The following is a 22,903-nucleotide window of genomic DNA, read 5'->3' on the forward strand; positions in this document are numbered from 1 at the left end:
AACAGCAATCGAGGTCATATCATGCTGAGCTGGGTCGTTACATTTCTGATCGTCGCGTTGATCGCGGGTGTTCTGGGCTTCGGCGGCATCGCCGGCGCCTCCGTCGAAATCGCCAAGGCGATCTTCTTTATCGCCGTCATCCTGTTCCTGATCTCGGCGGTCGTCGGGTTGGTCCGCGGACGCAGCAACGTCTAGCGGGCGTCTGACGCCCATTGCAAAATCGGCGGCGACGGCCAATGGCCGCCGCCGCCAGATCCTTCCGGATTTGCGTCAGCGTTTGACGATGACGATTTCCAGATATTCGCTTTCCAGCACCATGGTGCCGTCCTCGGCGCGGTTCATCGACGCGATCAGCTTCAGGATGTCGTCAGCAAGGCGGCGTTGGTTGGTTTCGTCAAGCGCGGCAAAGGCTTTCAGCGTCGGGCCGTAGTAATTCCTGAACACGTCGAGGAAATGCAGCGGGGACTTGTAGCGGAACGTGAAGTGACGCTTCTCCGCCTTGACCGAGGCCGCCGACGTTCCGAACATCTCGATGATGCGCGCCTGCGTTCCCCATAGCGCGGGCGATTTCGCGCCGGCCGGCGGCGGCAGGTACTTGCCGAGCGTCTTGAACAATTGCCCGATGAAGCCGTCAGGCGTCCAGTTGGCGAGGCCGATCTTGCCGCCGCTCTTGCACACCCGCAAGAGCTCCGAGGCGGCGCGGTCCTGGTCCGGCGTGAACATCACGCCGAAGGTCGAGAGCACGGCATCGAACGTCGCATCGCCGAAATCGAGCGCCTCGGCATCCGCTTCCTTGAACTGGACGGGCAAGCCCTCCGCCGCGGCGCGGGCCCGCCCGCGCTCGAGCAGGCTCGGCACATAGTCGGTCGAGACGACGTCGCACCAGCGGCGCGCCGCGGCCAGCGTGGCGTTGCCGTTGCCGGCGGCGACGTCGAGCACCTTCTGGCCGGCGCGTAAGTCGAGCGCCTCACACAGTTCCTCGCCGACGATCTGCAGCGTGGTGCCGACGACGGCGTAGTCGCCGGATGACCAGGCGCCGTGCTGGCGGGTTTTCAGGGCGGAAAGGTCGATCTGGCCGGGTTGCTGGGCCTGGGCAGTGGCGGTGGTAGCCATGTCACTTCTCCTTTGAGGCAGGTGAATTTGCCGATTTCAGCGTGACGCCGGCTTAGGCCAAGGGGGACGCCTGGGACTATCCGTTTTGCGACAGGGCTATCCGTTTCGTGAACCTTTCGGCCGGTCCGAGGACTCACCACGAGGGCGGCTTCGGAGTTACCGATGATTATCAGTCAGGGGATCTCGGCGGCCTCGCCGTTGCCGCGCGGTGTCAAGCGTGCGCTGGATGCGATGCGGGCCAATGTCGGCTACAATTGGCGTCTGGCCGAGCTTGCCGGCATCGCCCGCGTTTCCGCCCGAACCCTGCAACGCCAGTTTCTCACCTTTCTCGGCAAGAGCCCGCGCGCCGTGTTGCGCGAGATCGGGCTCGATTGCGCCCGCCGCGAGCTGTTGCAGGGCAGTCCCGGCGTCAAGATCATGGACGTAGCGCTGCGCTGCGGCTTCACGCATTTCGGACGGTTCTCGATCGCCTATCGCCGTCGCTACGGCGAAACCCCGTCGCGGACGCTGAAGCGGCAGGCCGTGCTTGCGGATGCGCTCGACGCCATGCCCTCGCTGCTCGTGCCGGCGCGAGACCGGGTGATGATCGCGTTCGGGCCGATCGAGGCCGCGGCCGAACACCTCGCACTGGCGGCCGATATCGCCGACGATCTCACGGCCGCGCTCGTCCGAGTGGGACTGGCAGTTGCCACGCGGTCGGCGGCGGCGCGCTATCATCTGGGCGGGGCGATCCGCGGGGCGGGGACGCAAGCGCGCCTGACCATCCGCCTGATCGACACCGAAACCGGCGGCCAGCTCTGGGCACATCGCGCCGAGGGCGTCCTGCACGGCGACATCGCAACGACCGAGCATCTCGCGGCCAGGATCGCCGCGGCGCTGCAGTCCTGCTTGCGTCTGGCGGAGATCGACCGTGCGCTGCGCAAGCCGGCGGCCAGTCTCGGCGCGCAGGATCTGGCGCTGCGCGCGATGCCCGGCGTGCTTTCGCTCGATGCATGCGGCAATGCCCGCGCACTCGAAATGCTCGATCACGCCATGGAAGAAGATCCGAACCAGCCGCTTGCCACTGCACTGGCGGCCTGGGCCCATGTCCAGCGCGCAGTCTATCACTTCACCCACGCGCCGCAGCAGGAGCGCGCCCGCAGTCTTGAGCTGGCGTACCGGGCGAGGGCGCTCGGCGGCGATGCCACCGTGCTCGCCATCCTCGGCAACGCGCTGTCGCTGCTGAGGGAGTTCGATGCCGCCGATCTGGTCACGCGCAAGGCGCTTGCGATCGACGGCGGGTCGGCCTGGGCGTGGAGCCGCAGCGGATGGATCGACGTCTACAAGGGCGTTCCGCAGTCCGCCATCGAGCGCTTCAAAATTGCGCTGGACCTCGCGCCCCATGATCCACTGGCGTTCAACAGCATGGTCGGGATCGGCTGCGCGTTCTTCACCGCCGGTCAATATGCCGAGGGTGCGCGCTGGCAGGAGCGTGCGCTTGCCGAGCATCCGTCGGCAAGCTGGGTGCACCGGACGCTGTGCCCGTCGCACGTGCTCGCCGGACAGGCGCGAGAGGCCCGCCGCAGCCTGGACCGGCTACGGCAACATTATCCCGATCTGACGGTATCGGAAGTGCAGCGCGGCATGCCGCCGCTGCCGCCAAGCCAGTGCGATCTGGTAGTCGGCGCACTGCAGGAGGCCGGGCTGCCGGCCTGAACCGCTACTTCCGGGGCATGGCGACCGTGCGGCCGATGCCCTCCGGCCGCGGCACCGCGGCGTGGGAGGCCACCACCTGCGCGATGCGCGCGCGGATGTCAGGCGGGAACGGCGCCACCTTGCGCGCCTTCATGTCCATATGCAGCGTCATGTTCTCCGAGGTGGCGGACAGCCAGCCTTCGCCGGCGTGGCGCAGCTCCTCGAACGTATGCAACCGCTTCTCGTCGTTTTCGAGCAGATAGACCGTCACCTGCACGGGATCGCCGAGATGGATTTCGCGCACGTAACGCACATGGGCCTCGGCGGTGAAGGTCGAGCACTGACGTTCCTTCATGTAGGCTGGCCCGATGCCGAGCTGCAGCCACATTTCATCGATCGCCCGGTCCATCATCACGTTGTAATAAGCCATGTTGAGGTGGCCGTTATAGTCGATCCATTGCGGCTCGATCTGCATGATCGAGGACACAAACGGAGCCGGCGGCAGCGGCATATCCTTCAGGCTGTTTTCTTGGTTTTCTCTGGCCGTGGCGCCGGTCGTCATCGTCCATCCCTTGTTGGTTTCGCGCTCTTGACCCCCCTTATATCCTTTGCCACGGTCCGCTCAAATTCGGGAGGAATTTGAACGTGGCGACGACGATATCGGGTAGTGTGAAGCGGCCGGAACCGCAGGCGGTGGCAAGCGCGGTCGAGGCCCTGGCGGCGAAGTTCCGCAACCGGCTGATTACGTCGCAATCGGTGCGCGAGCAGCATGCCCATACCACCACGTGGCTACCGACCCAACCGCCGGATGCGGTGGTGATGGCGCAGGAAACCCAGGATATCCAGGACGTGGTGCGGATCTGCGCCAAACATGGCGTTCCCGTAATTGCGTTCGGCACCGGCACCTCGCTGGAGGGCCAGGTCAATGCGCCGGCCGGCGGTGTCTGTATCGATCTCCGCGACATGAACCGGATTCTGGAAGTCCATGCCGAGGATCTCGACTGCGTGATCCAGCCCGGCGTGACCCGCAAGGCGCTGAACGAGCATCTGCGCGACCAGGGCCTGTTCTTCCCGATCGACCCCGGCGCCGACGCCTCGCTCGGCGGCATGACCTCGACGCGAGCCTCCGGCACCAATGCGGTGCGTTACGGCACCATGCGCGAGAACGTGCTGGCGTTGAAAGTGGTGCGCGGCGACGGCGAGATCATCACGACGGGGACGCGGGCGAAGAAATCCTCGGCCGGCTACGACCTGACGCATCTCTTCGTCGGCGCCGAGGGTACGCTCGGCATCATTTCCGAGCTCACCATCAAATTGCGCGGCATTCCCGAGACGATCGCGGCCGCGGCGTGCTCGTTCGAGACCGTGCGCGGCGCCTGCCAGGCCACCATCCTCGCCATCCAGACCGGCATTCCGCTGGCGCGGATCGAGCTGCTCAATGCCGAGCAGGTGCGCGCCTGCAACGCCTATTCCAAGCTGACATTGCCGGAGACGCCGCTGCTGCTGCTGGAATTCCACGGCAGCGAGGTCGAGGTCGCCGAGCAATCGAAGAATTTCGGCGAGATCGCCAGGGAATGCGGCGGCGGCGATTTCACCTGGACCACCCGGCCGGAGGACCGCACCAAGCTGTGGCAGGCCCGGCACGACGCCTATTGGTCCGTCAAGGCGCTGCGTCCCGGCGCCGGCGTGGTGGCGACCGACGTCTGCGTGCCGATCTCGCGGCTCGCCGATTGCGTCACCGAGACCGAGGAAGACTTGAAGCGGCTCAATCTGCTGTCGCCGATCGTCGGCCATGTCGGCGACGGCAATTTCCACTGCTCGCTGGTCTGCGACGTCGACAACAAGGACGAAATGGCGCGCGGCGAGGAGTTCATGCATCGCCTCGTCGAACGCGCGCAGGCGATGGGCGGCACCTGCACCGGCGAGCACGGCATTGGTCAGGGCAAGCAGAAATACCTCGAGGCCGAGCTCGGCGTCGAGGCGATCGATGCCATGCGCGCGCTCAAGCAGGCGCTCGATCCGCAGAACATTTTCAATCCCGGCAAGATCGTGCCGGTGGGGTAGGATGTGCATGAACAAATCCGGTTCGGCGAACGCGGCCTGCTCAATCACCACTCGTTTCGACAGCGGCCCAACTGACGCGCCACAACGAAACGACGCTATGGGCCAAGAGCCGAAGTAGACGCCTCAGTGCTTTTGAAATACGTTCGATAAAACCTCAACCGTCTAGCAGGATGGCCGGAAGAGTTGCATGAGCCTTGAGGTCGCGGTGATCGGTGGCGGCATCGGCGGACTCTCCGCCGCGCTGCAGCTTCTCAAGGTCGGGCTCGATGTCCATGTCTATGAGCAGGCGCCGCGCGTGGCCGAGATCGGCGCCGGCATCCAGATCAGCCCCAACGCTTCCAGGTTGTTGGCTCGCCTCGGGCTAAATCCGGCGATGGACGCCGTCGGCGTGCGCCCCCTCGCGGTGCATCAGCGGCGCTGGGATGATGGCCGAACCCTGCAGCGGGCGCCGCTCGGTCCCGAGGTCGAGGCACAATTCGGCGCGTCCTACTATCACTTTCACCGCGCTGACCTGGCTAATCTGCTGGCCGACGCCCTGCCGCCGAGACGACTGCATGTCGGCCACAAACTGCTCAGCTTGGAGCAGCGCGGCGACAGGGTGACGGCGCGCTTTGACAACGGTACGTCTGCCGAAGCTGATCTATTGATCGGCGCCGACGGTATTCACAGCCGCGTACGCAACATCATCTTTGGGCCCGAAAAGCCGCGCTTCACCGGCTGCGTGGCGTGGCGCGGGCTGGTGCCGGCCGGACGCATCGCTCATCTCGACATCGAGGTGGCCTCGCACAACTGGTTGGGGCCCGGCGGTCACTGCGTCCATTACTGGGTTTCCGCCGGCCGGTTGATGAACGTGGTCTGCGTTGTCGAACATGGCAACTGGACCGCCGAGTCGTGGACCGACCGCGGGGACGTTGCCGAATTGCTTCAGCGCTACGGGGGCTGGCATCCCGTCGTACGCGGCCTTATTGAAGCATTCCCCGAAACCTTCATTTGGGCGCTGCACGATCGCGCCGAGCTGCCGCGGTGGACGGAAGGTCGCGTCACCCTGCTGGGCGACGCCTGCCACCCCATGCTGCCGATGATGGCGCAGGGCGCCGCGCAATCGATCGAGGACGGCGCGGCGTTGGCGTCGCTTCTGAATGCGATGCCTGATGACGTGCCGGGCGCGCTTCGACGTTACGAGACGGTACGCAAGCCGCGCGCCACTCGCCTGCAGGAGCAGAGCGCCGCCAATCGCATTCGCTTCCATCTGCCCGACGGGCCGGAACAGCAAAAGCGCGACGAATTGATGGCCCACAGCGGCGACCGGTCGCTCTCCAATATCGGCTGGCTCTATCAGCACGACGCAGCGCTGGTCGTTTGATTGCTACCGCTTCATTTGGCTATGGCTGCGTGGAATGAGTCCACGTCCCAAAGGCGCTCGTGACCTGCCACCTTCGTGGTGAAACCGGAAGTGGCAGGCAAGCGCCTGCGAAAACGTTATTCGCTCACAGGTTGCACATTGTGGCGGCGATCCCAATTCCGTTTCAAACATAGCCTCGTTTCAACACGACGCCGCCCGACTTAAACATCATCGCGCCCCGAACGGCCTCATCAGTTGGGTTCCGCAACATGTGTTGCGTGTGTGCGTGATGAGGTGCGTTAAAATGCGTTTTCTTTCCTGGAGGATTGTTGCCGCTTGCGGCTTCTTGTTGGCAGGTCCGGCGGCCAAGGCGGCCGACCTTCGTGTTCCGGACCTGCCATCGCCCTCCTATAACTGGACCGGCTTCTATGCGGGTATCTACGGCGGCGGCGGATATGTAGCCTGGGCTGCCGACTATTGCCGAAACGGCGGGTGCCGTCACGCGGAAGGGCAGGCGAGCGGCTTCGCGGCTGGCATCTATGGCGGTTACAATCACCAGTTCGCCAACCGCTTTGTGATCGGCGGCGAGCTTGAGTGGGGCAAATCCTCCTCGTCGCGGGATGAACTGATCTTTGGCGACAGTGCCTTGCTGTCGAGCTTCGGTGCGTTCGGTGCAGCCCGCCTGCGCGCCGGCTACGCGTTCGACCGCCTGCTGGCCTACGGCGCGCTGGGTGTCGGCGTGGCCTCGATCGGTAACGGCTATCGCCATACGGTGCAGCAGGGCTGCAACACCGTGCAGGAGATGATCTGGGACGAGCAGGTCAAGGCCGGGCTGGTTGTGGGCGGCGGCTTCGAATACGCCTTCACCAAGCATTTCGTCGGCCGCGGCGAATATCTCTATGCCGATTACGGCAGCGTCACGCTGTCAGGCAGGGACCGCTCGCGAACGGAATTCCGCAATGAGATGCACCTCGTGCGCGTCGGCGCCAGTTACAAGTTCTGATAGCTACAGGTTCTGATATCTGGCGCAAAGGGTCCGGCAGCGGCAGGCGGCCGGATCGTCGCGTCAGCCTTTCTGAGCATGTTATTGTCCGCGTGGTGCAGTAATCGCCCTGCGGATCGCGGCAAGCGGCGCGGTGTCGTCGAACTCGATGTCTTCGCCGATCCGCTTCAACCCGAGGTCGCGCCACAGCGCGGCAAGATCCGGCGTCGTCGGTCGCGATCCCATCTCGTCGTGAAGCCGGGTCATCACGGCGAGGCCGACGGCCTTGTCGGCGGTTGAGAGAATGCGCCCGATCGACCAATCCTGCTCGTGATTGCCGCCGGCGGCGAGCACGCCGCGCATCGCATCCTGCAGGCCGAGGCGATTATCGGTAGCTTTGCGGATTTCGATATCGGCGAGCAGGCAGAACATGGCGCCGCCCCAATATTTCCGTCCCCAGGTGGGGGTGTTGTCGAGGCCCTGGTCGCCGGCCTGCGGCAGCCCCTTCTGCATGTCGCGCATCACGGCCTGCCAGATTTCCCGTGCCGGCAGGTCGCCGGCCTGCACCCGCGCGACCGGCTCGACATAGACCGCCAGCCCCTCCGACAGCCAGGCGTAGCGATCGGGCATGTCGGGCAGGGCGGTATGCACCATCTCGTGCACCATCACCCAGTCGCGGCGCAAAACGTCTTCCGTGGAATCGCGGCCGATCGGAATGCGGATGGCGGCGCCGCGATAGCCCCACGTCGTGCCGCCGCGGATGCGTGCGCCATCGACGGGTACCAGCAGCAGTCGTAGCGAGCTGACAGGAAAGCGCCCGTAATAGGCCGTGACGGCGCGGGCCGACATCCTGATCCAATCAAGCAGTTTTTCCCGCGGCAGCGCCATCTCGCCCGGCGCAAACGCGACATGGATGGTACCGCCGCCGATTTCGAGATCGGTTTTGGGCAGCCGGTCGAACGCATCGTAGGGCATGCGGTCGCCGCGCATGTATTCCGACTGCGCATCGGCGCGATACGACATCGCGCCTGCCAGCATCGCGGCCATGACCGCGGCGGTTGTCATCCAGCGAACGGCGCCGGCGGTTTTCATCGGGGCACGCTGTGCATCGCGGCCGCCCGGTGGGCGTCAGGACCCTCCGCAATGAACGCCGCGGCCTGTTCATGGAGATCGTCGAGCATGGCGGCAAGCAGCGCCTCGCCCTTGGCGGCCGTCGCCCGCGTCGGATCGCCGTAGCTGCCGGAGCGGCTGTAGTTCGGCGAATCCGGATCGGACGGCGTCAACTCGCCCGGTGTCTCCTTGTCCAGTGTGGGGCTGGCTTCTGCGCGCGTCATGTCCACCAGATGCGGCGCCATCGCCAGCATCAACGAGGTTTCCATCTCGTCCGCATGGCTGCCATGGCTCTGCTCGGCGAGATGCCGGGCGACGCGCGGATAGCGCGGGCCTTCGTGGATCCACAAATGCCTGATCCGCGAGCTGTCGAGCCGCGCCAGCGCGCGATCGACCGGGGCCAGCGTGCTGATCCCCGTGTTGAGCACCAGCAGCTTTTGGCATCCGCCGCTGAGGATCTGTCCGGCAACCTCGCGAACCAGCGCCTCGAAAGTCGCGATCGACAGGCTGCTGCTGCCGGCATATTCGATGAAGGCGGGGTAATGGCCGTAGGTCAGCGTCGGCCAGACCAGCGCGTCGATCTTTTCCGCGATCTTTTCTGCGATCCTTGCCGCGAGCCATTCGGCCTGGATGCGGTCGGTATTGAGCGGCAGATGAAAACCGTGCTGCTTGGCGGCGGCGCCGATCGGCAATATCCCGACTGCGCCATCGCTGATGCGGCGGCCGACCTCATCCCAAGGCATGCGCTCGATGAAGTGGCGATTGGTGTCGGTTTCCATTCGCCGAGCGCTCCCTTTATGGGCCGACGGAAACATCCGTCAAAAGTCCCGCCTTGATCCAGCCGCGCAAATAGCCGGCGCCGCGACCGGCCGCGCCGTCAGGATCGTCATAGGTAGCTAACATTTCGCAGAGCACGCCGAACCGAATGCCGTTTGCGGCCTCGTCCCACATCATCGCCTCTTCTGCGGAAAGCTCGCGGAACATCGGCGTCGAGTCCTGCCGCCAGATCAGAAGATGCGCAGGCTGCTCCAGCCCGGCGGCACCGGGCGGCGTTTCTTCGTTCTTGAGCGCGAGCCAGATCGCCGCCGCGTTGGTCGCGACGTCGAGCCGGGCGGCGCTGGGATGCGGCTTAAATCGGAGAGAGGACCAGACCTCCGGCGCAAAACCCGCCATGTCGGCCAGTTCGACCACCTTGCCCTCCGCAGCGTCGAAGGCATCATTGAGCGCCTTCTCCAGCGCCGCGAGATCGGACAATTCAGGATGTTCGGCGTAAGGCCCGGTCGATTTCAGAAAATCCGGCAGACCTTGCGAGAACCAGCGCAGGTTCGGATGTGCGGACGGACGCGCCTTGACGTACGCATGCCCCATCTCGTCGAACATCTCGTCGCCGAGATAGAGATGCAGCAGCTCGTGGTCGTTGCGCATGGCCTCGACCAGGCGCGAGCCATAGGCATAGCGATAGACGCCGAACAGGACGTCGCGTTTCTCCCGGGGGCTGTCGAGAATCTCGGCCAGCACCGTGTCGTCGCCGTCAAGGATGCCGCGCTGGAATTCCGACTGCTGTCGCGCGAAGTCGCTCATCCCGGCTGTGCGCCTGCTGGTAAGATTTTCTCGGCCATCTCGCGCGTCCTGGCCACTTCGAGCAGGAGTTCAGCGAGCGGCGGAATGTTGTCGTCGCGCTCGATCATGGTCGAGACCCGGCCGAAGCGTCGGAGTGCCGCGGCATAGAGTTCCCACACATCTTCGCACACCGGATGATCATGCGTGTCGATGATATGGGTGCCCATGTGACTGTGGCCGGCCATGTGAAACTGCACCACGCGATCCGCCGGAATGCCATTGAGGAACGTCAAGGGATCGTAGCCGTGGTTGAACGCGCTGACATAGACGTTGTTGACGTCGAACAGCAGCCAGCATCCGGAGCGGCGCGACAGCTCGGACAAAAATTCCCATTCCGTCATTTCGGAATTGTTGAACTGGACGTAGGTCGAGACGTTTTCAAGCACGATGGCGCGGCCGAGAAAGTCCTGAACCAACTGCACGCGGCTGACGACGTGGTCGAGCGCTTCGCGGGTGTAGGGAATCGGCAGGAGGTCGTGCAGGTTCTTGCCGTGGACGCCGGTCCAGCACAGGTGATCGGATATCCATTTCGGTTCGACACGCCGGGCGAGATCCTTCAGGGCCTGAAGATATTCGAAGTTCGGCGGCGCGGTGGAGGCGATCGACATCGACACGCCATGCATCACGACAGGATAGCGCTCGCGGATGCGATCGAGCGTGCGCAACGGCTGGCCGCCGGGCAGCATGTAATTCTCGCTGATGACCTCGAACCAGTCGATCGCCGGATGACCGCTGAGGATTTCGTCGTAATGCTGGTGACGCAGGCCGAGACCGAAGCCGAGGAAGGCCGGCTTCTCCGATATCACCGGGCGATCTGCAAGCGGGGCCGCCGAGCTATCAGGCAATCTGCTTGCGACGTTCATCTCATCCCCGTCGAACGGCGCCCCCAAACCGGGCGGCGTCTACCAAATTATCCCCGGCAACCTAGCATGGAAGCGAGGCCCGGCCTACACCGGGCCCCGATCGAGCCGCGGCCTAGGACGGCTGGAACTTGCCCTTGGCGGCGTCGCACTTTTCCTTGGTCATGGCCGAGAAGCCCTGACCCTTACAGGCGTTCTGGCCTTTGCAGGCATTCGCGCCGCCCTTGCAAGCGCTCTGGCCTTTGCAGGCATTGGCGCCGATGCATTTGCCTTCACCTGCAGCGTAGGTGACGGTCGACACGGTGGTGCCGGCCAGGAACAGGGTGGCAGCGGCGGCGGCCAGCGCGGCGCCGGACTTGGATGTCATCTTCATTTGTATCCTCCAAGAGAAGTTGAGAGGGTGCACCGCCCGCAAGCAGCCGACAAACGGCACCCGGAGAAAGCTACGCGTCGGGTTCGGATTAAGTTACAGGCGCGGCCAAGTTTATTTTAGCCGCCCGTTCCAAACAATAAGGGCCCCGGCGGAGCCGGACCCTTACGCCTTGATCCACTGATCAACCCTTGACGAACTTGGCGCCCATGGCGGCGCACGCCTTTTCCGAGGTCGCCGAGAAGCCCTGACCCTTGCAGGCATTCTGGCCTTTGCAGGCGTTCGCGGCGCCCTTGCAGGCACTCTGGCCCTTGCAGGCGTTGCCGGCCATGCACTTGCCCTGGGCGGCGTTCGCCGGTGTCGACACCGTCGATACCACCGTGCCGGCGAGGAACAGGGTGGCGGCGGCAGCGGCGAGAGTCGCACCGGATTTGGAATTCAGCTTCATGACGATCTCTTCGATCATTGTTTTGAAGACAAGACGTCGCGAGCATCCGCTGATCGTTGATCACGAACCCCCACAACGCGAGCGATGTGACGGATGGCGATCGAGCCGTGGGGCCTGCCGAAAACGGCAAGTCTCCATGGCCTAAGTGCGCATCCAAAAGCCAGCTACGGGGCATCGAGCGATTTGGTTACAAAGTTTCAAAAGAAAATTTTCTTTCTTTGCGTTCGGACATCGCCTTCATGTCTAACCCCGGGGCCTTGAGAGTATTTCGTTGCGCGATGCGGTGGCCTTCCGCGCGCGCCGCGTGCAAAGAAATCGCGGCGCTTCAACGGATTAGCTCAGACACTTATTGCTAGTTGCATTGCACAGCAGATTCGATTGCGCTAGCCGCGCACAGGCTTCAGCTTTGCCATCTGCGCGACCGTGGCCCGAAGCTCCTCCGCATTGAAGGATGGCAATGAGCAGATGCGGTTGCTGCAGGCGAAGGCGGCCGGCTCGCCGAGATCGGGATATTCGACGTCGGGGTTGGGCAGCTTGCCCTCGCGCAGATCGAGCCATTCCAGGCGCTTGTAGCGGGCCGGCAGCGCGCGGCTGAGCGCATGCAGGCTTTGGGCGCGGGCGTCGTCCTTGGGTCCGACGATGGTGATGTGGGTCGGCTCGGCCGCGAGCTCTTCGTCGGCGAGCAGCACGCCGGGCAGGGGACGCATCATCCCGGCGGATGCGCTGGCGAGATAGCGCATCGCATGCGCGGCCAGCTCGCGATAGGTCTCACTGCCGAAGTAGCGGTTGAGCAGGTTCATGTAACGGCTCACCTGCACCTGGTCGTCGAGCAGCTTGGCGGGTTTTGCGAGCACGCCAGTCTTGCCTTCCGCGGTCTTCGAGGTGATGAAGCCGCCGGCGTCATCACGGAACGTCGCGACGAAATCGCCGGCCTTCGCGGCCCTTGTGAGCCAGTCGCGGTTGCCGGTGGCGGCATAGAGATCGAGGAAGGCCTGGCCCATGGCGAGCGTGTCGCCGAGGAACGGGCCGCCGCGATCCTTCTCGCCATGGCGGAAGCCGCCATCCGGTAGCGCCCGGTTGTCGATTACCCATTTCGCGGCCCGCTCCGCGATCGACAGCGTCTTGGCATCGGCGGTCGCGTTATAATAGGCGGCAAGCCCCGATATCGCCCAGCCGTTCTCCCGCGCGTAGAGGTTCTTGTCGATGCGGGGCATGCCGAGCTTGCGTCGCTCGCCATCGGACAGCGCATAATATTTGTGGCCGTCGGTGTCGTGGTCGAGATCGGCATCCTGGCTGACATAGAACGCGCCGTTGGTATCAGTCAGAAATTCTCCGAGATAGCGTTCGATGCTGCGCGCGGCGGCGAGATATTTCGGGTCCTTCCAAAGCGCGTAGGCCTGGCTGTATTGCCGGAGGTACTGCGCCTGGAACGACATGATCTTTTCGAAATGCCTCCGCGTCCAGGAGCCGCCTTCGGAATATTGGTAGACGCCACCCCAGACCGGATCGATCAGCGCGATGGCGGCATCGAGGGTCTGCCGGGCGCGCTTGACGGCGGTGGCGTCGCCGGCCTCGGCGCGGGAGATCGCAAGGTCCATGCTGTCGGCATCGATATATTTCTGGTTCTCGCCCCAGCCGCCGAGCTTCTTGTCGTAGGACTCGTCAAAAGTCTTCATCAGCGCCGCACGCTGCTGCTTGTCGAGGAACGCCGAGGTCGACGGCTTCACCTCAAACGCTTCGCCGACCGACGGTCCCGGCGAGGGATCGTCGATGACCGCTTTGAGCAGCGCCTGCATCCGTTCCGGTGCGATATATCCCCGGATCTTGGCGATCTCGCTGCCGTCGGGGCCGAACACGATGGTCGCCGGCCAGCCCCAGTCGCCATAGCGGCTCGACAGGTCGGGATTGGCGTCCTGGTCGACGCGAACCGGCAGATATTTTTCCGCCAGTAATTCCTTCACCTTCGGATCGGCGTAGGTCGTCTTCTCCATGACGTGGCACCAATGGCACCACACCGCTTCGAGATCGAGGATGACGAAGCGCTTCTCGGCCTGCGCGCGGGCAAACAGATCGTCGTCCCAGCCGCTCCATTTGGGTCCGTCCGCAGCAAATGATGGCGAAGCTGCAAGCGCGGCGAGGGTAAGCGCGGAGATGCGGACGAGTTTCATGGCGGCTTCCCGGAAGGTGGCGATTTCCGAGCTACGCTGGCCCTACGATCCGGGCTCAGGCTTCCGCCGATGTCACGGGATTGTGAGCATCAGCTCGAAGCTTGGGCTGGCCGCTGATATTCAACAGCAGCCGATCCAGCGAGGCGGCGCCGGGGCCTGCGATGGCGAGCCACATGAAGGCGGCGAAGTAGGTCGCCTCTTCAAAACCGAGCAATGTTTGCAGCGAATCGACATCGTCCCATTTCGCCGACCTGATGGCGACGACCATGACCACGGCCAGCATCGCCGCCGGAATTCGCGTAAACAGGCCGAGGATCAGCATGATGCCGCCGAGAAATTCGACGCTGGAAACGAAGGGCGTGAGGATCTTGGGAAGAGGAATACCCCAACCGATAAAGTTTTCCGTGACTTGCGCCAGATTGTTGAGCTTGCCCCAGCCGGCCAGCATGAAGGTGTAGCCGACGATGAGCCGCATAATCAAAGGGCCGGCCCAGGAAAAATGCGAGGCGATCTGCGCAGGCAGCAAAATCAAAAGATTGATGATGAAATGCATGCGAACTCCCCTCTAAGTGTTTGAGGCCGCCATGCCGCGTCCCGGTGCGCGCGGAAGATGTCGCGGCAGGGGTGGCGCAATCCGGCTCTGACGCAATTTCGTAAGCCCAGGTCCGCTTGTTACGGGGACCTCAGCCGAAATTTTGCAGGGCCGGGAACGTCTCGAGCAGCCAGATACTGACATTGGAGACGGCACCGGTGAGGAAACCGATACCGGTGATCACCATCAGGACGCCCATCGCATGCTCGACCTTGCCGAGGTGCCGCTTCATCCGCGCAAACAGCGAGGAGAACTGCTCGATCATGAAGGCCGCCAGCAGGAAGGGGATTCCGAGGCCGGCGGAATAGATCGCGAGCAGGCCGGCGCCCTTGGTGACGGTGGCTTCGGCGGCCGCAATCGACAGGATCGCGGCCAGAATCGGACCGATGCAGGGCGTCCAGCCGAAGGCGAAGGCCAGCCCCATGGCATATGCGCCCCATAGCCCGACCGGCTTGGGCATCGGCATGCGGCCCTCGCGCATCAACAGGCTGATCCGGGTCAGGCCGAGGAAGTGCAGGCCCATGATGATGATGACGATGCCGGCCAGGATCGAGAGCTGCGCCGACCAGGCCCGGATCAGGCCGCCGATCAGGGAGGCGCTGGCGCCAAGCGCCACGAATACCGTGGAAAAGCCGAGCACGAACATCAGTGCCGACGCCATCACCGCGCGCTTGGAGCTTTCCGTCATCTCGTCATTTGCGACATGCTCGATGGTCGCGCCGGTCAGATAGATCAGATACGGCGGCACCAGGGGCAGGACGCAGGGAGACAGGAAGCTGACAAGACCGGCAATCAGGGCCGCCGGGATGGAAACATCGTGCATTGCATGACCTTCAAGAACCGTCGCCAAGGGCATAGCGCCCTCTTGGCTTGTACGGAACAGCCAATCGATAAGTTTCGCCGGCATTGCGGCTCAAGTTCGGTCACAGAGCCGTGTCCGGACGGCGGAATTTGGCCTCACCAGCGAAACAGACGCTGCTATGGTCGCGTATTACGGTCACCAACCCGCGATTTGGACCCCGCATGCGCCTCGGCATCCGCACCGCCATTTCCGCCCTTGTGCTGACGTCCATCGTCGTCAGCGCCGTCGGCGTGCATTTGCTGTGGTGGCGCACCGCCCACCAGGTCAGCCAGACACTCGCCAACACCATCAATGACCAGATCGTCTCGGCCGTTGGCGACGAATTGCAGTCGGTCACGTCAGAGGCGCGCTCGTCAATGCTGGCTGTGCAAACGCTGCTTGGCGAAAAAGTGTTCGACCCGCGCGATGCCCGGAAACGCGAGGTCGTGTTCCGCTCGCAATTGCTGTCGCAGCCGACCATCTCCTGGGTGGCGTTCGGATGGCCGGATGGCGCGTTCTTTGCCGGACACAAGCTTGGCAACAACGTCATCGAGATGCTCGAGATTACGCCCGACCGCAATCTGCGCATCAATCGCTACGAATTCGTCGGCAACGATCTCAAGCTCAAGGCGAGCTGGTTCGAGGAGACCGACTACGCCGTGACGGAGCAGGAATGGTTTCGCGTCGCCCACCAGACCAACGATGAATACTGGTCGACGCTGACGACCCATCCGCGCGGCGAACGGCTGGCGGCGGCGTTCTCAGCCCCGGTCGCGATCGACGGCAAGCCGGCCGGCGTGGTCGCGATCATCATCGAGCTGACCCGTGTCTCCAATTTCCTGTCGCAGCTCACCGTTGGAAAGTCTGCCGGCGCCTTCATTCTGGAACGGGACGGCAAGGTGGTGGCCTCGCCCGATCCCGAAGCCAGCGAGCAAATGGAGCTGAAGACCGATCATCCGCTGTTTCCGGTCGCGGTCGATGCGATCAGGCAAGCCGGCACCGCCTATGAACCCGGCGAAGGGCAGCCGTTCAACACCACGGTGACGCGGGACGGCAAGGCCTACCAGGCGGTCATCACGCCGATCTCCTTTCCGGGCTGGTCGCTGGTGACGGTGGTGCCGGAATCGGAATTTCTCGGGCCGGTGCGGATGACGATCCGCAATCTCCTGATCGGCCTTGCGGTCCTGATCGTCTTTGCCGGGCTGCTGTCGGCCTGGCTCGCCCAGCGCCTGATCGCAGCGCCCCTGATCAAGGTGGTGAACGAGATCAGGCATGTCGAGCGTTTCGACCTCGACAAGGTGCAGAGGCACCCGTCGCGGCTGACCGAGATCGGCAATCTCTCCGGCGCGATCGGCGACATGGCGCAGGGGCTCGCCGCGTTCCGCAAATACATTCCCGCCGATCTGGTGAAACGGCTGATCAGCGACGGTAACGGCGCGCGGCTCGGCGGCGCGGTGCGGCCGATGAGCGTGATGTTCATCGATCTCGCCGGCTTCACCGGCATGTCGGAGCGGCTCGGCGACCGGATCATTCCGCTGCTGTCGCGCTATTTCGACTGCGTCTCGGCGCAGATCCAGGGCAACAACGGCACCATCGACAAGTTTATCGGCGATGCCGTGATGGCGTTCTGGGGCGCGCCCTCGGCCAATCCCGATCATGCGGTGGATTGCTGCCGCGCCGCATTGGCGTGCCGGCGCGCGATGGAAGACGCAGGTCTGGTCGACGATCACGGCCAGCCGATCAAGATCCGCATCGGCATCAATTCCGGCGACATGCTGGTCGGCAATATCGGATCGAAAGTGCGGCTGAACTACACCGTGATCGGGGATGCCGTGAACATCGCGAGCCGGCTCGAGAGCACCAACAAGGCCTATGGTTCCACCATCATCATCGGTCCCGAAACCCGACGGCTGGCCGGCGAGCGCATCGTGGTTCGCGAACTCGACCGCCTCGCGGTCTATGGCCGTGCGGGCGGGTTGCAGATCTATGAATTGCTCGGCATGGCCGATGAGGCCGCGGCCACGCCCGAGTGGGTGACATCGTATGAGGCCGGGCTTGCCGCGTGGCGCGCGGGCGATTTCACGGCGGCGATCGGCGCCTTCGAGCGGGCACGCGAAATCCGCAAGGACGACGCAGCGTCGTCGGCGATGATCGAACGCTGCCGCGAGCAGCTCGCAAATCCCGCCGGCGCGGATTGGGATGGCACGACGATCGCGCGGAGCAAGTAAGCTGGTGAGCGCCTTGCATGCGGCGGCGGCTTGGCCATAGATGTGCCCGCCGCCACGCCGAACGTGCTGGCCTCTGGACGGGAGGCATGAGCCTTGAGAATCTTGCTGACCCACACGCCGCAGTCCCGCGCGCAATATTATGGCGCACGCGCCCTGAGCGGCCTGCAGGCCCTCGCCGAGGTGAAGCTGCATGAAGCAGGCGAGGCACTCGACGCCGCCAGCCTGACCGCGGCCGCGCGCGACGTCGACATCATCGTCGCCGACCGCCTCACGGCGGGTCCAGCCGAAATATTTCCGGCGCTGCCGAACTTGCGTGCCTTCGTTCGTTGCGCGGTCGATATCCGCAACATCGATGTCGATGCTGCATCCGCCGCCGGCGTCCTGGTCACGCGGGCAGGGCCCGGCTTCGTGCAGTCGGTCGCCGAACTCGCGCTCGGCTTCATGATCGACCTGTCGCGCGGCGTCTCGCGCGCCGCCGCCGACTATCACGCCGGGCGCAAGCCGGAAATCATCATGGGCCGGCAACTCGCCGGCAGCCGACTCGGCATCATCGGCTATGGCAGCATCGGCCGCTACCTCGCCCGGATCGCCAAGGCGCTGGGCATGGAGATCTTGGTCGCCGATCCCTATGCAACCGTGAGCGACACAGAGATTGCGCATGTCCCGCTCGACGATCTGCTGGCGCGCGCCGACTACGTCGTCTGCCTTGCGGTTGCCAACGAGGAAACCGAGAACCTGATCGGGCAGGCGGCCCTGGCGCGCATGCAGCGACACGCCTTCTTCATCAACCTGTCGCGTGGCAACCTCGTCGACGAGACGGCGCTATCGGCGGCCTTGCGCGAAAACCGCATTGCGGGCGCCGCGATGGATGTCGGCCGCGCGCTCGACCAGATGCCGACGCCCGAGCTGGCACAACTGCCGAACGTCATCGCCACGCCCCACATCGGAGGCCTGACACCGCCGGCGATCGAGAGCCAGGCGCTGGAGACGGTCCGGCAGGTGGAGGAGATCGTTGCGGGTGAAATTCCAATCGGCGCAGTCAATGCCGGTCATTGGAAGCGTCGTCCTTGACCTCCGAAACCGCGGATGCCAGCGTCATGTAGTCAGGACGACCCGCAATAACGCGGCTCGATACGGTAACGCTGCGATGCGTCTTCCCTTCTTCTACGGCTGGCTGATCGTCGCGGTGACGTTCGTCACCATGGCGATCGGCGTCAATGCGCGCACGGCGTTCTCGCTGTTCTATCCTCCTGTTATCGGCGAGTTCGGTTGGGACCGCGGCGTCACCGCGGGCGCGTTTTCGTTCGGCTTTGTAGCCTCGGGCGTTGCCAGTCCGCTGATCGGGCGCATGATGGATCGCCTGGGCCCCCGCGCGGTGATGGAGCTTGGCGTGGCGCTGATGGGCGGCGGGCTGTTGCTGGCGCCGCTGACGACGCAGCCCTGGCATCTCTATCTCACCATCGGCGTCCTGGTCGGCGCGGGCAGCGTGTGTCTTGGCTATTCCGGCCAATCCTTCTTCCTGCCGAACTGGTTCATTCGTCGCCGCGGGCTGGCGATGGGATTGGCGTTCGCCGGCGTCGGCATTGGCTCGGTGACGCTGCTGCCATGGGTGCAGCACATGATCGAGCAGACCGGCTGGCGCACCGCCTGCACCGCGATGGGCATTGTCGTGTTCGCCGTGCTGGCGCCGATCAACCTCCTGCTGCGCAAGCGGCCCGAGGACATTGGACTATTGCCGGATGGCGACGCGGCGCCGTCGGCAACGTCGGCTGCGCCCCGCTCGAACGTCGTCGATCCCGTCTGGGCCAATACCGACTGGACGCTGGCCCTCGCGTTGCGCACCGCGCGCTTCTGGTGGATCTCGCTCGGCTATTTCTGCGGCCTCTATGTCTGGTACGCGGTGCAGGTGCACCAGACCAAATTCCTGCTCGACGTCGGCTTTAGCGCCAATGTCGCGGTCTGGGCGCTCGGCGTCGTCAGCCTGCTCGGCATTCCCGGCCAGATCTGGCTCGGCCATCTCTCCGACCGGATCGGGCGGGAATGGATCTGGGCGATCAGCTGCGCCGGCTTCGCGATCTGCTTTGCGGCGCTGATCGCCCTGAAATTCGCGCCAGTGCTGCCGCTGGTCTATCTCATGATCTTCACGCAGGGCGCGCTCGGCTACGGCCTGACCTCGATCATGGGCGCAGTGGTGCTGGAGATTTTTCAGGGCAAGCACTACGGCAGCATTTTCGGCACCATCATGCTGGCCGCGCTGGCCGGCGGCGCGGCCGGGCCGTGGGCGACCGGCTGGCTCTACGATCTCTCGGGCAGCTATACGGCGGCCTTTGCAATAGGCATCGCCGTCAGCATCCTGTCGGCGATCGCGATCTGGCGGGCAGCGCCCGGCAAGGTGAGGGTCGTGGCGGGGCAGTTGCACAATGCGCAACCGGCGCGCGGCGGCGGGGGCTAACGGCTCAGCGCGGGCGCGCTTCGACATCGAACGTCTTTCGTAGCACTTCCGCGCCGTCTCTTGTCACGCGATAGGTCGCGGTGTAGCGGCCCGCCGGCCACGCCGCCTCGGTGCGCTTCTTGCCGGCGATGACGAGAAACTGCGCCTTGTCGCGATCGAGCGCGGGCAGGTCATTGGTGGCGACGGGAAAGCCAGCAGGGCCCTGCACGGCGAGCGATTGCCGATCTCCGGCCTGCAGGCCGATGGTCCTGACATAGGCGACGAGGGCATCCGCGCCCGCTGTCACGGGATGCCTGTCGACCTCGCCGGATTCGATCTGCTCCATCGTAGGCGCGAGCGCCGCAAAGCCGAAGTCGATGATCTCGCGCGGCCTGTACTGCATCTGCTCGGCGAGCGAGGCGGCCCAGAGCGATCGGCCGCCGCCGCAGGATTTTTCTGTCGCACCAAATGCAAATGGGTCCACGGCCTTGCCGTGATAGCGCACAGTGAAATGCAGATGAAGGAATTCGGTGTCGCCGGACAGGCCGACAAGGCCAATCGGCTGCCCCGTCGTCACGGTATCGCCGACCTTGAGGCGGACGCTGCCCTTGGCCAGGTGGCAATATTGCGTGGCCCAATCGTTGTCATGCTTGATGAGCGCGCCGTTGCCGCACTCCTTGCCGGCGATGGCGGCCTTGCCTGCCGTTCTGATCGAGACGTCTTCCATGTCGTTGCGCATCCCGATCACGCGGCCGGGCGCCGCGGCGAGCACCTCTACGCCCTGCCTCTGTATTTCCTGATTCCGGATCCGGATGTCGGTGCCGTCATGGCCGTCATAGCTGCGCCGGCCGCAGCTGTAATCACGGACCTTGCCCGACACATCGTGATCGACATAGTTCTGGATAAAGCAGGCCACGCCCACCTGGCATTTTATCGGCAGCGCGAGCGAAATCGTTTCGTCGGCCCCGGCGCCGATCGTTGCGGATAGCAGCAGCAATATCGGAAACAGGTATTTCAGGCGTAATCATCCGGAGGCAGCAGGGCGGTACTTGAGCTTGGCACGCAGAATGTGTCGAATATCCGGTGCCCGCGTTCGCGCTTACGCCGCTGAAATCCCCATCGCCCGCTGCAGATCGCCGATGGCGCGGAAAAAGCTGTCGGGCGAGGTGGTTTCGGGATCGATCAGGCGGTGCAGGCGAAAGCCGTCCTCCAGCGCCAGCACCAGCGCGCCGGCCCATGTCGGATTGAGAATGGTGGTGCGGCCGCTGTTCTTGGCCGTGGTCTCGATGATGTCGGTGACCAGCTTGCGCCGGGCGCGCAGCCGCTTGGCAAGTTCAGGCCGGCGCTTCTCGGCGCGCGCGACGAACAGGATCATTTCCATGTGCAGCAGGGGAGAGCGGCCGAGCGGATCCTGCGCGCTGCGGTGCATGCTCTTCAATGCGTCGAGGAAGTCGGGAAGGTTCTTGTGCCTGTCGAGCAGCTCGCGGATGCGCCCGATCGATTGCTCGACGTGATCCTCGAGCATGGCGATGATCAGCTCGTCCTTGCTCCTGAAGTTCGAATAGAACGCCCCGCGGGTGAAGCCGGCCGCCGCCGCAATCGCCTCGATGCTGGCGCTGCCGATCCCCTGTTCCTCGAACACGCGCGCCGCCGCCTCGAACAGCTTTTCGCGGGTGTCGTCCCTGGTCGGTCTCGTGCGCAGTCTTGACATTCGGGCAGTTTAGGCGAGAATGCAACTCAATACAACAATGTATCGAATTTCGATCGACCGGCCCCGGGGGAAAACGCGCTGCACGGCGCACTGCAACCAATGAGGTCACCATGAACGAACATGTTCAGCCAGCCGGCAGCGCGCCGCTCTTCAACCCACTGGACCCGGATTTCATCCGCAATCCCTATCCGCATTACGAGCGGATGCGCGCCGTCGATCCGGTGCACCTGACGCCGCTCGGCATGTATGTCTGCAGCCGCCACGCTGAGGCGAGCTTGGTGCTGCGCGACAAGCGGTTCGGCAAGGACTATGTCGAGCGCACCATCCGCCGCTACGGCCCGAAGATCATGGACGAGCCGGTGTTCCGCAGCATGAGCCACTGGATGCTGCAGCAGGACCCGCCGGACCATACCCGCCTGCGCGGGCTGGTGGTGAAGGCCTTCACCGCGCGCCGGGTCGAGGACATGCGCCCGCGTATCCAGCAGATCGTCGATGAGACGCTCGACCGCATCATCCCGCAGGGCAGGATGGACCTGATCGAGGATTTCGCGTTCCGCCTGCCGGTCACCATCATCTGCGATATGCTCGGCATTCCCGAGGAGCATCGGGAGGCGTTTTATGCCGGTTCGCGCGATGGCGGTCGGCTGCTCGATCCGGTGCCGCTGTCGGCGGAGGAGATCAAGCAGGGCAACGCCGGTAATGCGATGGCGGCGATGTATTTCCAGCAGCTGTTCGAGCTCCGTCGCAAGAACCCCGGCGATGACCTGACCACGCAGCTGGTGCAGGCCGAAGAGGACGGCTCCAAGCTCACCAACGAGGAACTGACCGCCAATATCATCCTTCTGTTCGGCGCGGGCCACGAGACGACGGTCAATCTGATCGGCAACGGCCTGTTGGCGCTCTATCGCAATCCCGACCAGCTCGCGCTGCTCAAGGCGAAGCCGGAACTGATCACCAACGCCATCGAGGAATTTTTGCGCTACGATTCCTCGGTGCAGCTCACCGGCCGGGTGGCACTGGAGGATATCGACGATCTCGGCGGCAGGCGGATCCCGAAGGGCGAGAGCGTCTTGTGCCTGCTCGGCTCGGCCAACCACGACCCGGCGGTCTATCCTGACCATCCTGAGCGGCTGGACATCACCCGGCCCAATGTGAAGCCGCTGTCGTTCGGCGGCGGCATCCATTTCTGCCTCGGGGCTCAGCTGGCGCGGATCGAGGCCGAGGTCGCGATCTCGACCCTGCTGCGGCGGATCCCCGACCTGCGGCTGGATGACGCTGTCAACGCGGAATGGCGTCCGACTTTCGTGCTACGCGGCCTCAAGCGCCTGCCGGCAAGCTGGTAACGGCCC

Annotated in this window: 22 protein-coding genes; 9 read left to right on the top strand and 13 right to left on the bottom strand. The window is 64.4% G+C overall.

Features of this window, described 5'->3' with window-relative positions; genetic code table 11:
* The first annotated feature begins 21 nt into the window (after window positions 1-21).
* Window positions 22-195, top strand: coding sequence for a DUF1328 domain-containing protein (locus RX331_RS08230; protein WP_317256101.1), 174 nt, complete (start codon window positions 22-24; stop codon window positions 193-195).
* A 75-nt stretch (window positions 196-270) separates the two neighbouring features.
* On the opposite strand, the gene RX331_RS08235 is transcribed toward RX331_RS08230, so the two are convergent.
* A complete protein-coding gene (locus RX331_RS08235; RefSeq protein WP_317256102.1) occupies window positions 271-1,113 on the bottom strand; it encodes a class I SAM-dependent methyltransferase in 843 nt (280 codons plus the stop codon).
* A 162-nt stretch (window positions 1,114-1,275) separates the two neighbouring features.
* Here RX331_RS08235 and RX331_RS08240 point away from each other — a divergent pair, with 162 nt between their 5' ends.
* Window positions 1,276-2,808, top strand: coding sequence for a helix-turn-helix domain-containing protein (locus tag RX331_RS08240; protein WP_317256103.1), 1,533 nt, complete (start codon window positions 1,276-1,278; stop codon window positions 2,806-2,808).
* Window positions 2,809-2,812: 4 nt separating this feature from the next.
* Here RX331_RS08240 and RX331_RS08245 read toward each other — a convergent pair whose 3' ends face one another.
* On the bottom strand, window positions 2,813-3,298 hold the full coding sequence (locus tag RX331_RS08245) for a thioesterase family protein (RefSeq protein ID WP_317258060.1): 486 nt from the start codon (window positions 3,296-3,298) through the stop codon (window positions 2,813-2,815).
* Window positions 3,299-3,432: 134 nt separating this feature from the next.
* On the opposite strand from RX331_RS08245, the gene RX331_RS08250 reads away from it, so the two are divergent.
* The 3 genes from RX331_RS08250 (at window position 3,433) to RX331_RS08260 (ending at window position 7,196) form a co-directional block, all read left to right on the top strand.
* Entirely contained in the window at window positions 3,433-4,851 is a 1,419-nt protein-coding gene (locus RX331_RS08250; RefSeq protein WP_317256104.1) for an FAD-binding oxidoreductase, read from the top strand.
* Between the two features lie 187 nt (window positions 4,852-5,038).
* Window positions 5,039-6,214, top strand: a complete 1,176-nt coding sequence (locus RX331_RS08255) for an FAD-dependent monooxygenase (protein WP_317256105.1) — start codon at window positions 5,039-5,041, stop codon at window positions 6,212-6,214.
* 283 nt (window positions 6,215-6,497) lie between these two features.
* Window positions 6,498-7,196 (top strand): outer membrane protein, encoded by a 699-nt coding sequence (locus tag RX331_RS08260; protein WP_317256106.1) that lies wholly within the window; start codon window positions 6,498-6,500, stop codon window positions 7,194-7,196.
* An 81-nt stretch (window positions 7,197-7,277) separates the two neighbouring features.
* Here the strand turns inward: RX331_RS08260 and RX331_RS08265 are convergent, their stop codons facing one another.
* The 9 genes from RX331_RS08265 to RX331_RS08305 all read right to left on the bottom strand — a co-directional run bounded on the left by RX331_RS08265 (window position 7,278) and on the right by RX331_RS08305 (window position 15,166).
* On the bottom strand, window positions 7,278-8,267 hold the full coding sequence (locus tag RX331_RS08265) for a hypothetical protein (protein ID WP_317256107.1): 990 nt from the start codon (window positions 8,265-8,267) through the stop codon (window positions 7,278-7,280).
* On the bottom strand, window positions 8,264-9,064 hold the full coding sequence (locus tag RX331_RS08270) for a creatininase family protein (RefSeq protein ID WP_317256108.1): 801 nt from the start codon (window positions 9,062-9,064) through the stop codon (window positions 8,264-8,266). Before RX331_RS08270 ends, RX331_RS08265 begins: the two co-directional genes overlap by 4 nt.
* 16 nt (window positions 9,065-9,080) lie before the next feature.
* The gene (locus RX331_RS08275) at window positions 9,081-9,866 is read right to left on the bottom strand and encodes a DNA-binding domain-containing protein (RefSeq protein ID WP_317256109.1); all 786 of its coding nucleotides are present in this window, start codon (window positions 9,864-9,866) and stop codon (window positions 9,081-9,083) included.
* Window positions 9,863-10,768, bottom strand: coding sequence for a DUF692 domain-containing protein (locus RX331_RS08280; protein WP_317256110.1), 906 nt, complete (start codon window positions 10,766-10,768; stop codon window positions 9,863-9,865). Before RX331_RS08280 ends, RX331_RS08275 begins: the two co-directional genes overlap by 4 nt.
* A 112-nt stretch (window positions 10,769-10,880) precedes the next feature.
* Entirely contained in the window at window positions 10,881-11,138 is a 258-nt protein-coding gene (locus tag RX331_RS08285; RefSeq protein ID WP_210264923.1) for a hypothetical protein, read from the bottom strand.
* A gap of 181 nt (window positions 11,139-11,319) precedes the next feature.
* Complete coding sequence (locus RX331_RS08290; RefSeq protein WP_317256111.1) at window positions 11,320-11,583, bottom strand: hypothetical protein; 264 nt, start codon at window positions 11,581-11,583, stop codon at window positions 11,320-11,322.
* A gap of 383 nt (window positions 11,584-11,966) precedes the next feature.
* On the bottom strand, window positions 11,967-13,751 hold the full coding sequence (locus RX331_RS08295) for a thioredoxin domain-containing protein (protein ID WP_317256112.1): 1,785 nt from the start codon (window positions 13,749-13,751) through the stop codon (window positions 11,967-11,969).
* 55 nt (window positions 13,752-13,806) lie between these two features.
* A complete protein-coding gene (locus tag RX331_RS08300; protein ID WP_317256113.1) occupies window positions 13,807-14,304 on the bottom strand; it encodes a DoxX family protein in 498 nt (165 codons plus the stop codon).
* A gap of 130 nt (window positions 14,305-14,434) precedes the next feature.
* On the bottom strand, window positions 14,435-15,166 hold the full coding sequence (locus RX331_RS08305) for a cytochrome c biogenesis CcdA family protein (protein ID WP_317256114.1): 732 nt from the start codon (window positions 15,164-15,166) through the stop codon (window positions 14,435-14,437).
* 200 nt (window positions 15,167-15,366) lie between these two features.
* On the opposite strand from RX331_RS08305, the gene RX331_RS08310 reads away from it, so the two are divergent.
* The 3 genes from RX331_RS08310 (at window position 15,367) to RX331_RS08320 (ending at window position 19,864) form a co-directional block, all read left to right on the top strand.
* Complete coding sequence (locus tag RX331_RS08310; RefSeq protein ID WP_317256115.1) at window positions 15,367-17,412, top strand: adenylate/guanylate cyclase domain-containing protein; 2,046 nt, start codon at window positions 15,367-15,369, stop codon at window positions 17,410-17,412.
* Window positions 17,413-17,505: 93 nt separating this feature from the next.
* A complete protein-coding gene (locus RX331_RS08315) occupies window positions 17,506-18,483 on the top strand; it encodes a hydroxyacid dehydrogenase (protein WP_317256116.1) in 978 nt (325 codons plus the stop codon).
* A 76-nt stretch (window positions 18,484-18,559) separates the two neighbouring features.
* Window positions 18,560-19,864, top strand: coding sequence for an MFS transporter (locus RX331_RS08320; protein ID WP_317256117.1), 1,305 nt, complete (start codon window positions 18,560-18,562; stop codon window positions 19,862-19,864).
* 4 nt (window positions 19,865-19,868) lie between these two features.
* On the opposite strand, the gene RX331_RS08325 is transcribed toward RX331_RS08320, so the two are convergent.
* The gene (locus RX331_RS08325) at window positions 19,869-20,840 is read right to left on the bottom strand and encodes a M23 family metallopeptidase (protein WP_317256118.1); all 972 of its coding nucleotides are present in this window, start codon (window positions 20,838-20,840) and stop codon (window positions 19,869-19,871) included.
* Between the two features lie 102 nt (window positions 20,841-20,942).
* Window positions 20,943-21,554: a TetR/AcrR family transcriptional regulator gene (locus RX331_RS08330; RefSeq protein WP_317256119.1), complete on the bottom strand. Its 612-nt coding sequence runs from the start codon at window positions 21,552-21,554 to the stop codon at window positions 20,943-20,945.
* 110 nt (window positions 21,555-21,664) lie between these two features.
* On the opposite strand from RX331_RS08330, the gene RX331_RS08335 reads away from it, so the two are divergent.
* Window positions 21,665-22,897 carry a cytochrome P450 gene (locus tag RX331_RS08335; protein ID WP_317256120.1) on the top strand — a complete coding sequence of 411 codons (1,233 nt, stop codon included), beginning with the start codon at window positions 21,665-21,667 and terminating at the stop codon, window positions 22,895-22,897.
* Window positions 22,898-22,903: the final 6 nt, after the last annotated feature.

Origin of the sequence: Bradyrhizobium sp. BWA-3-5, from assembly GCF_032917985.1 — a bacterium.
GTDB lineage: Bacteria > Pseudomonadota > Alphaproteobacteria > Rhizobiales > Xanthobacteraceae > Bradyrhizobium.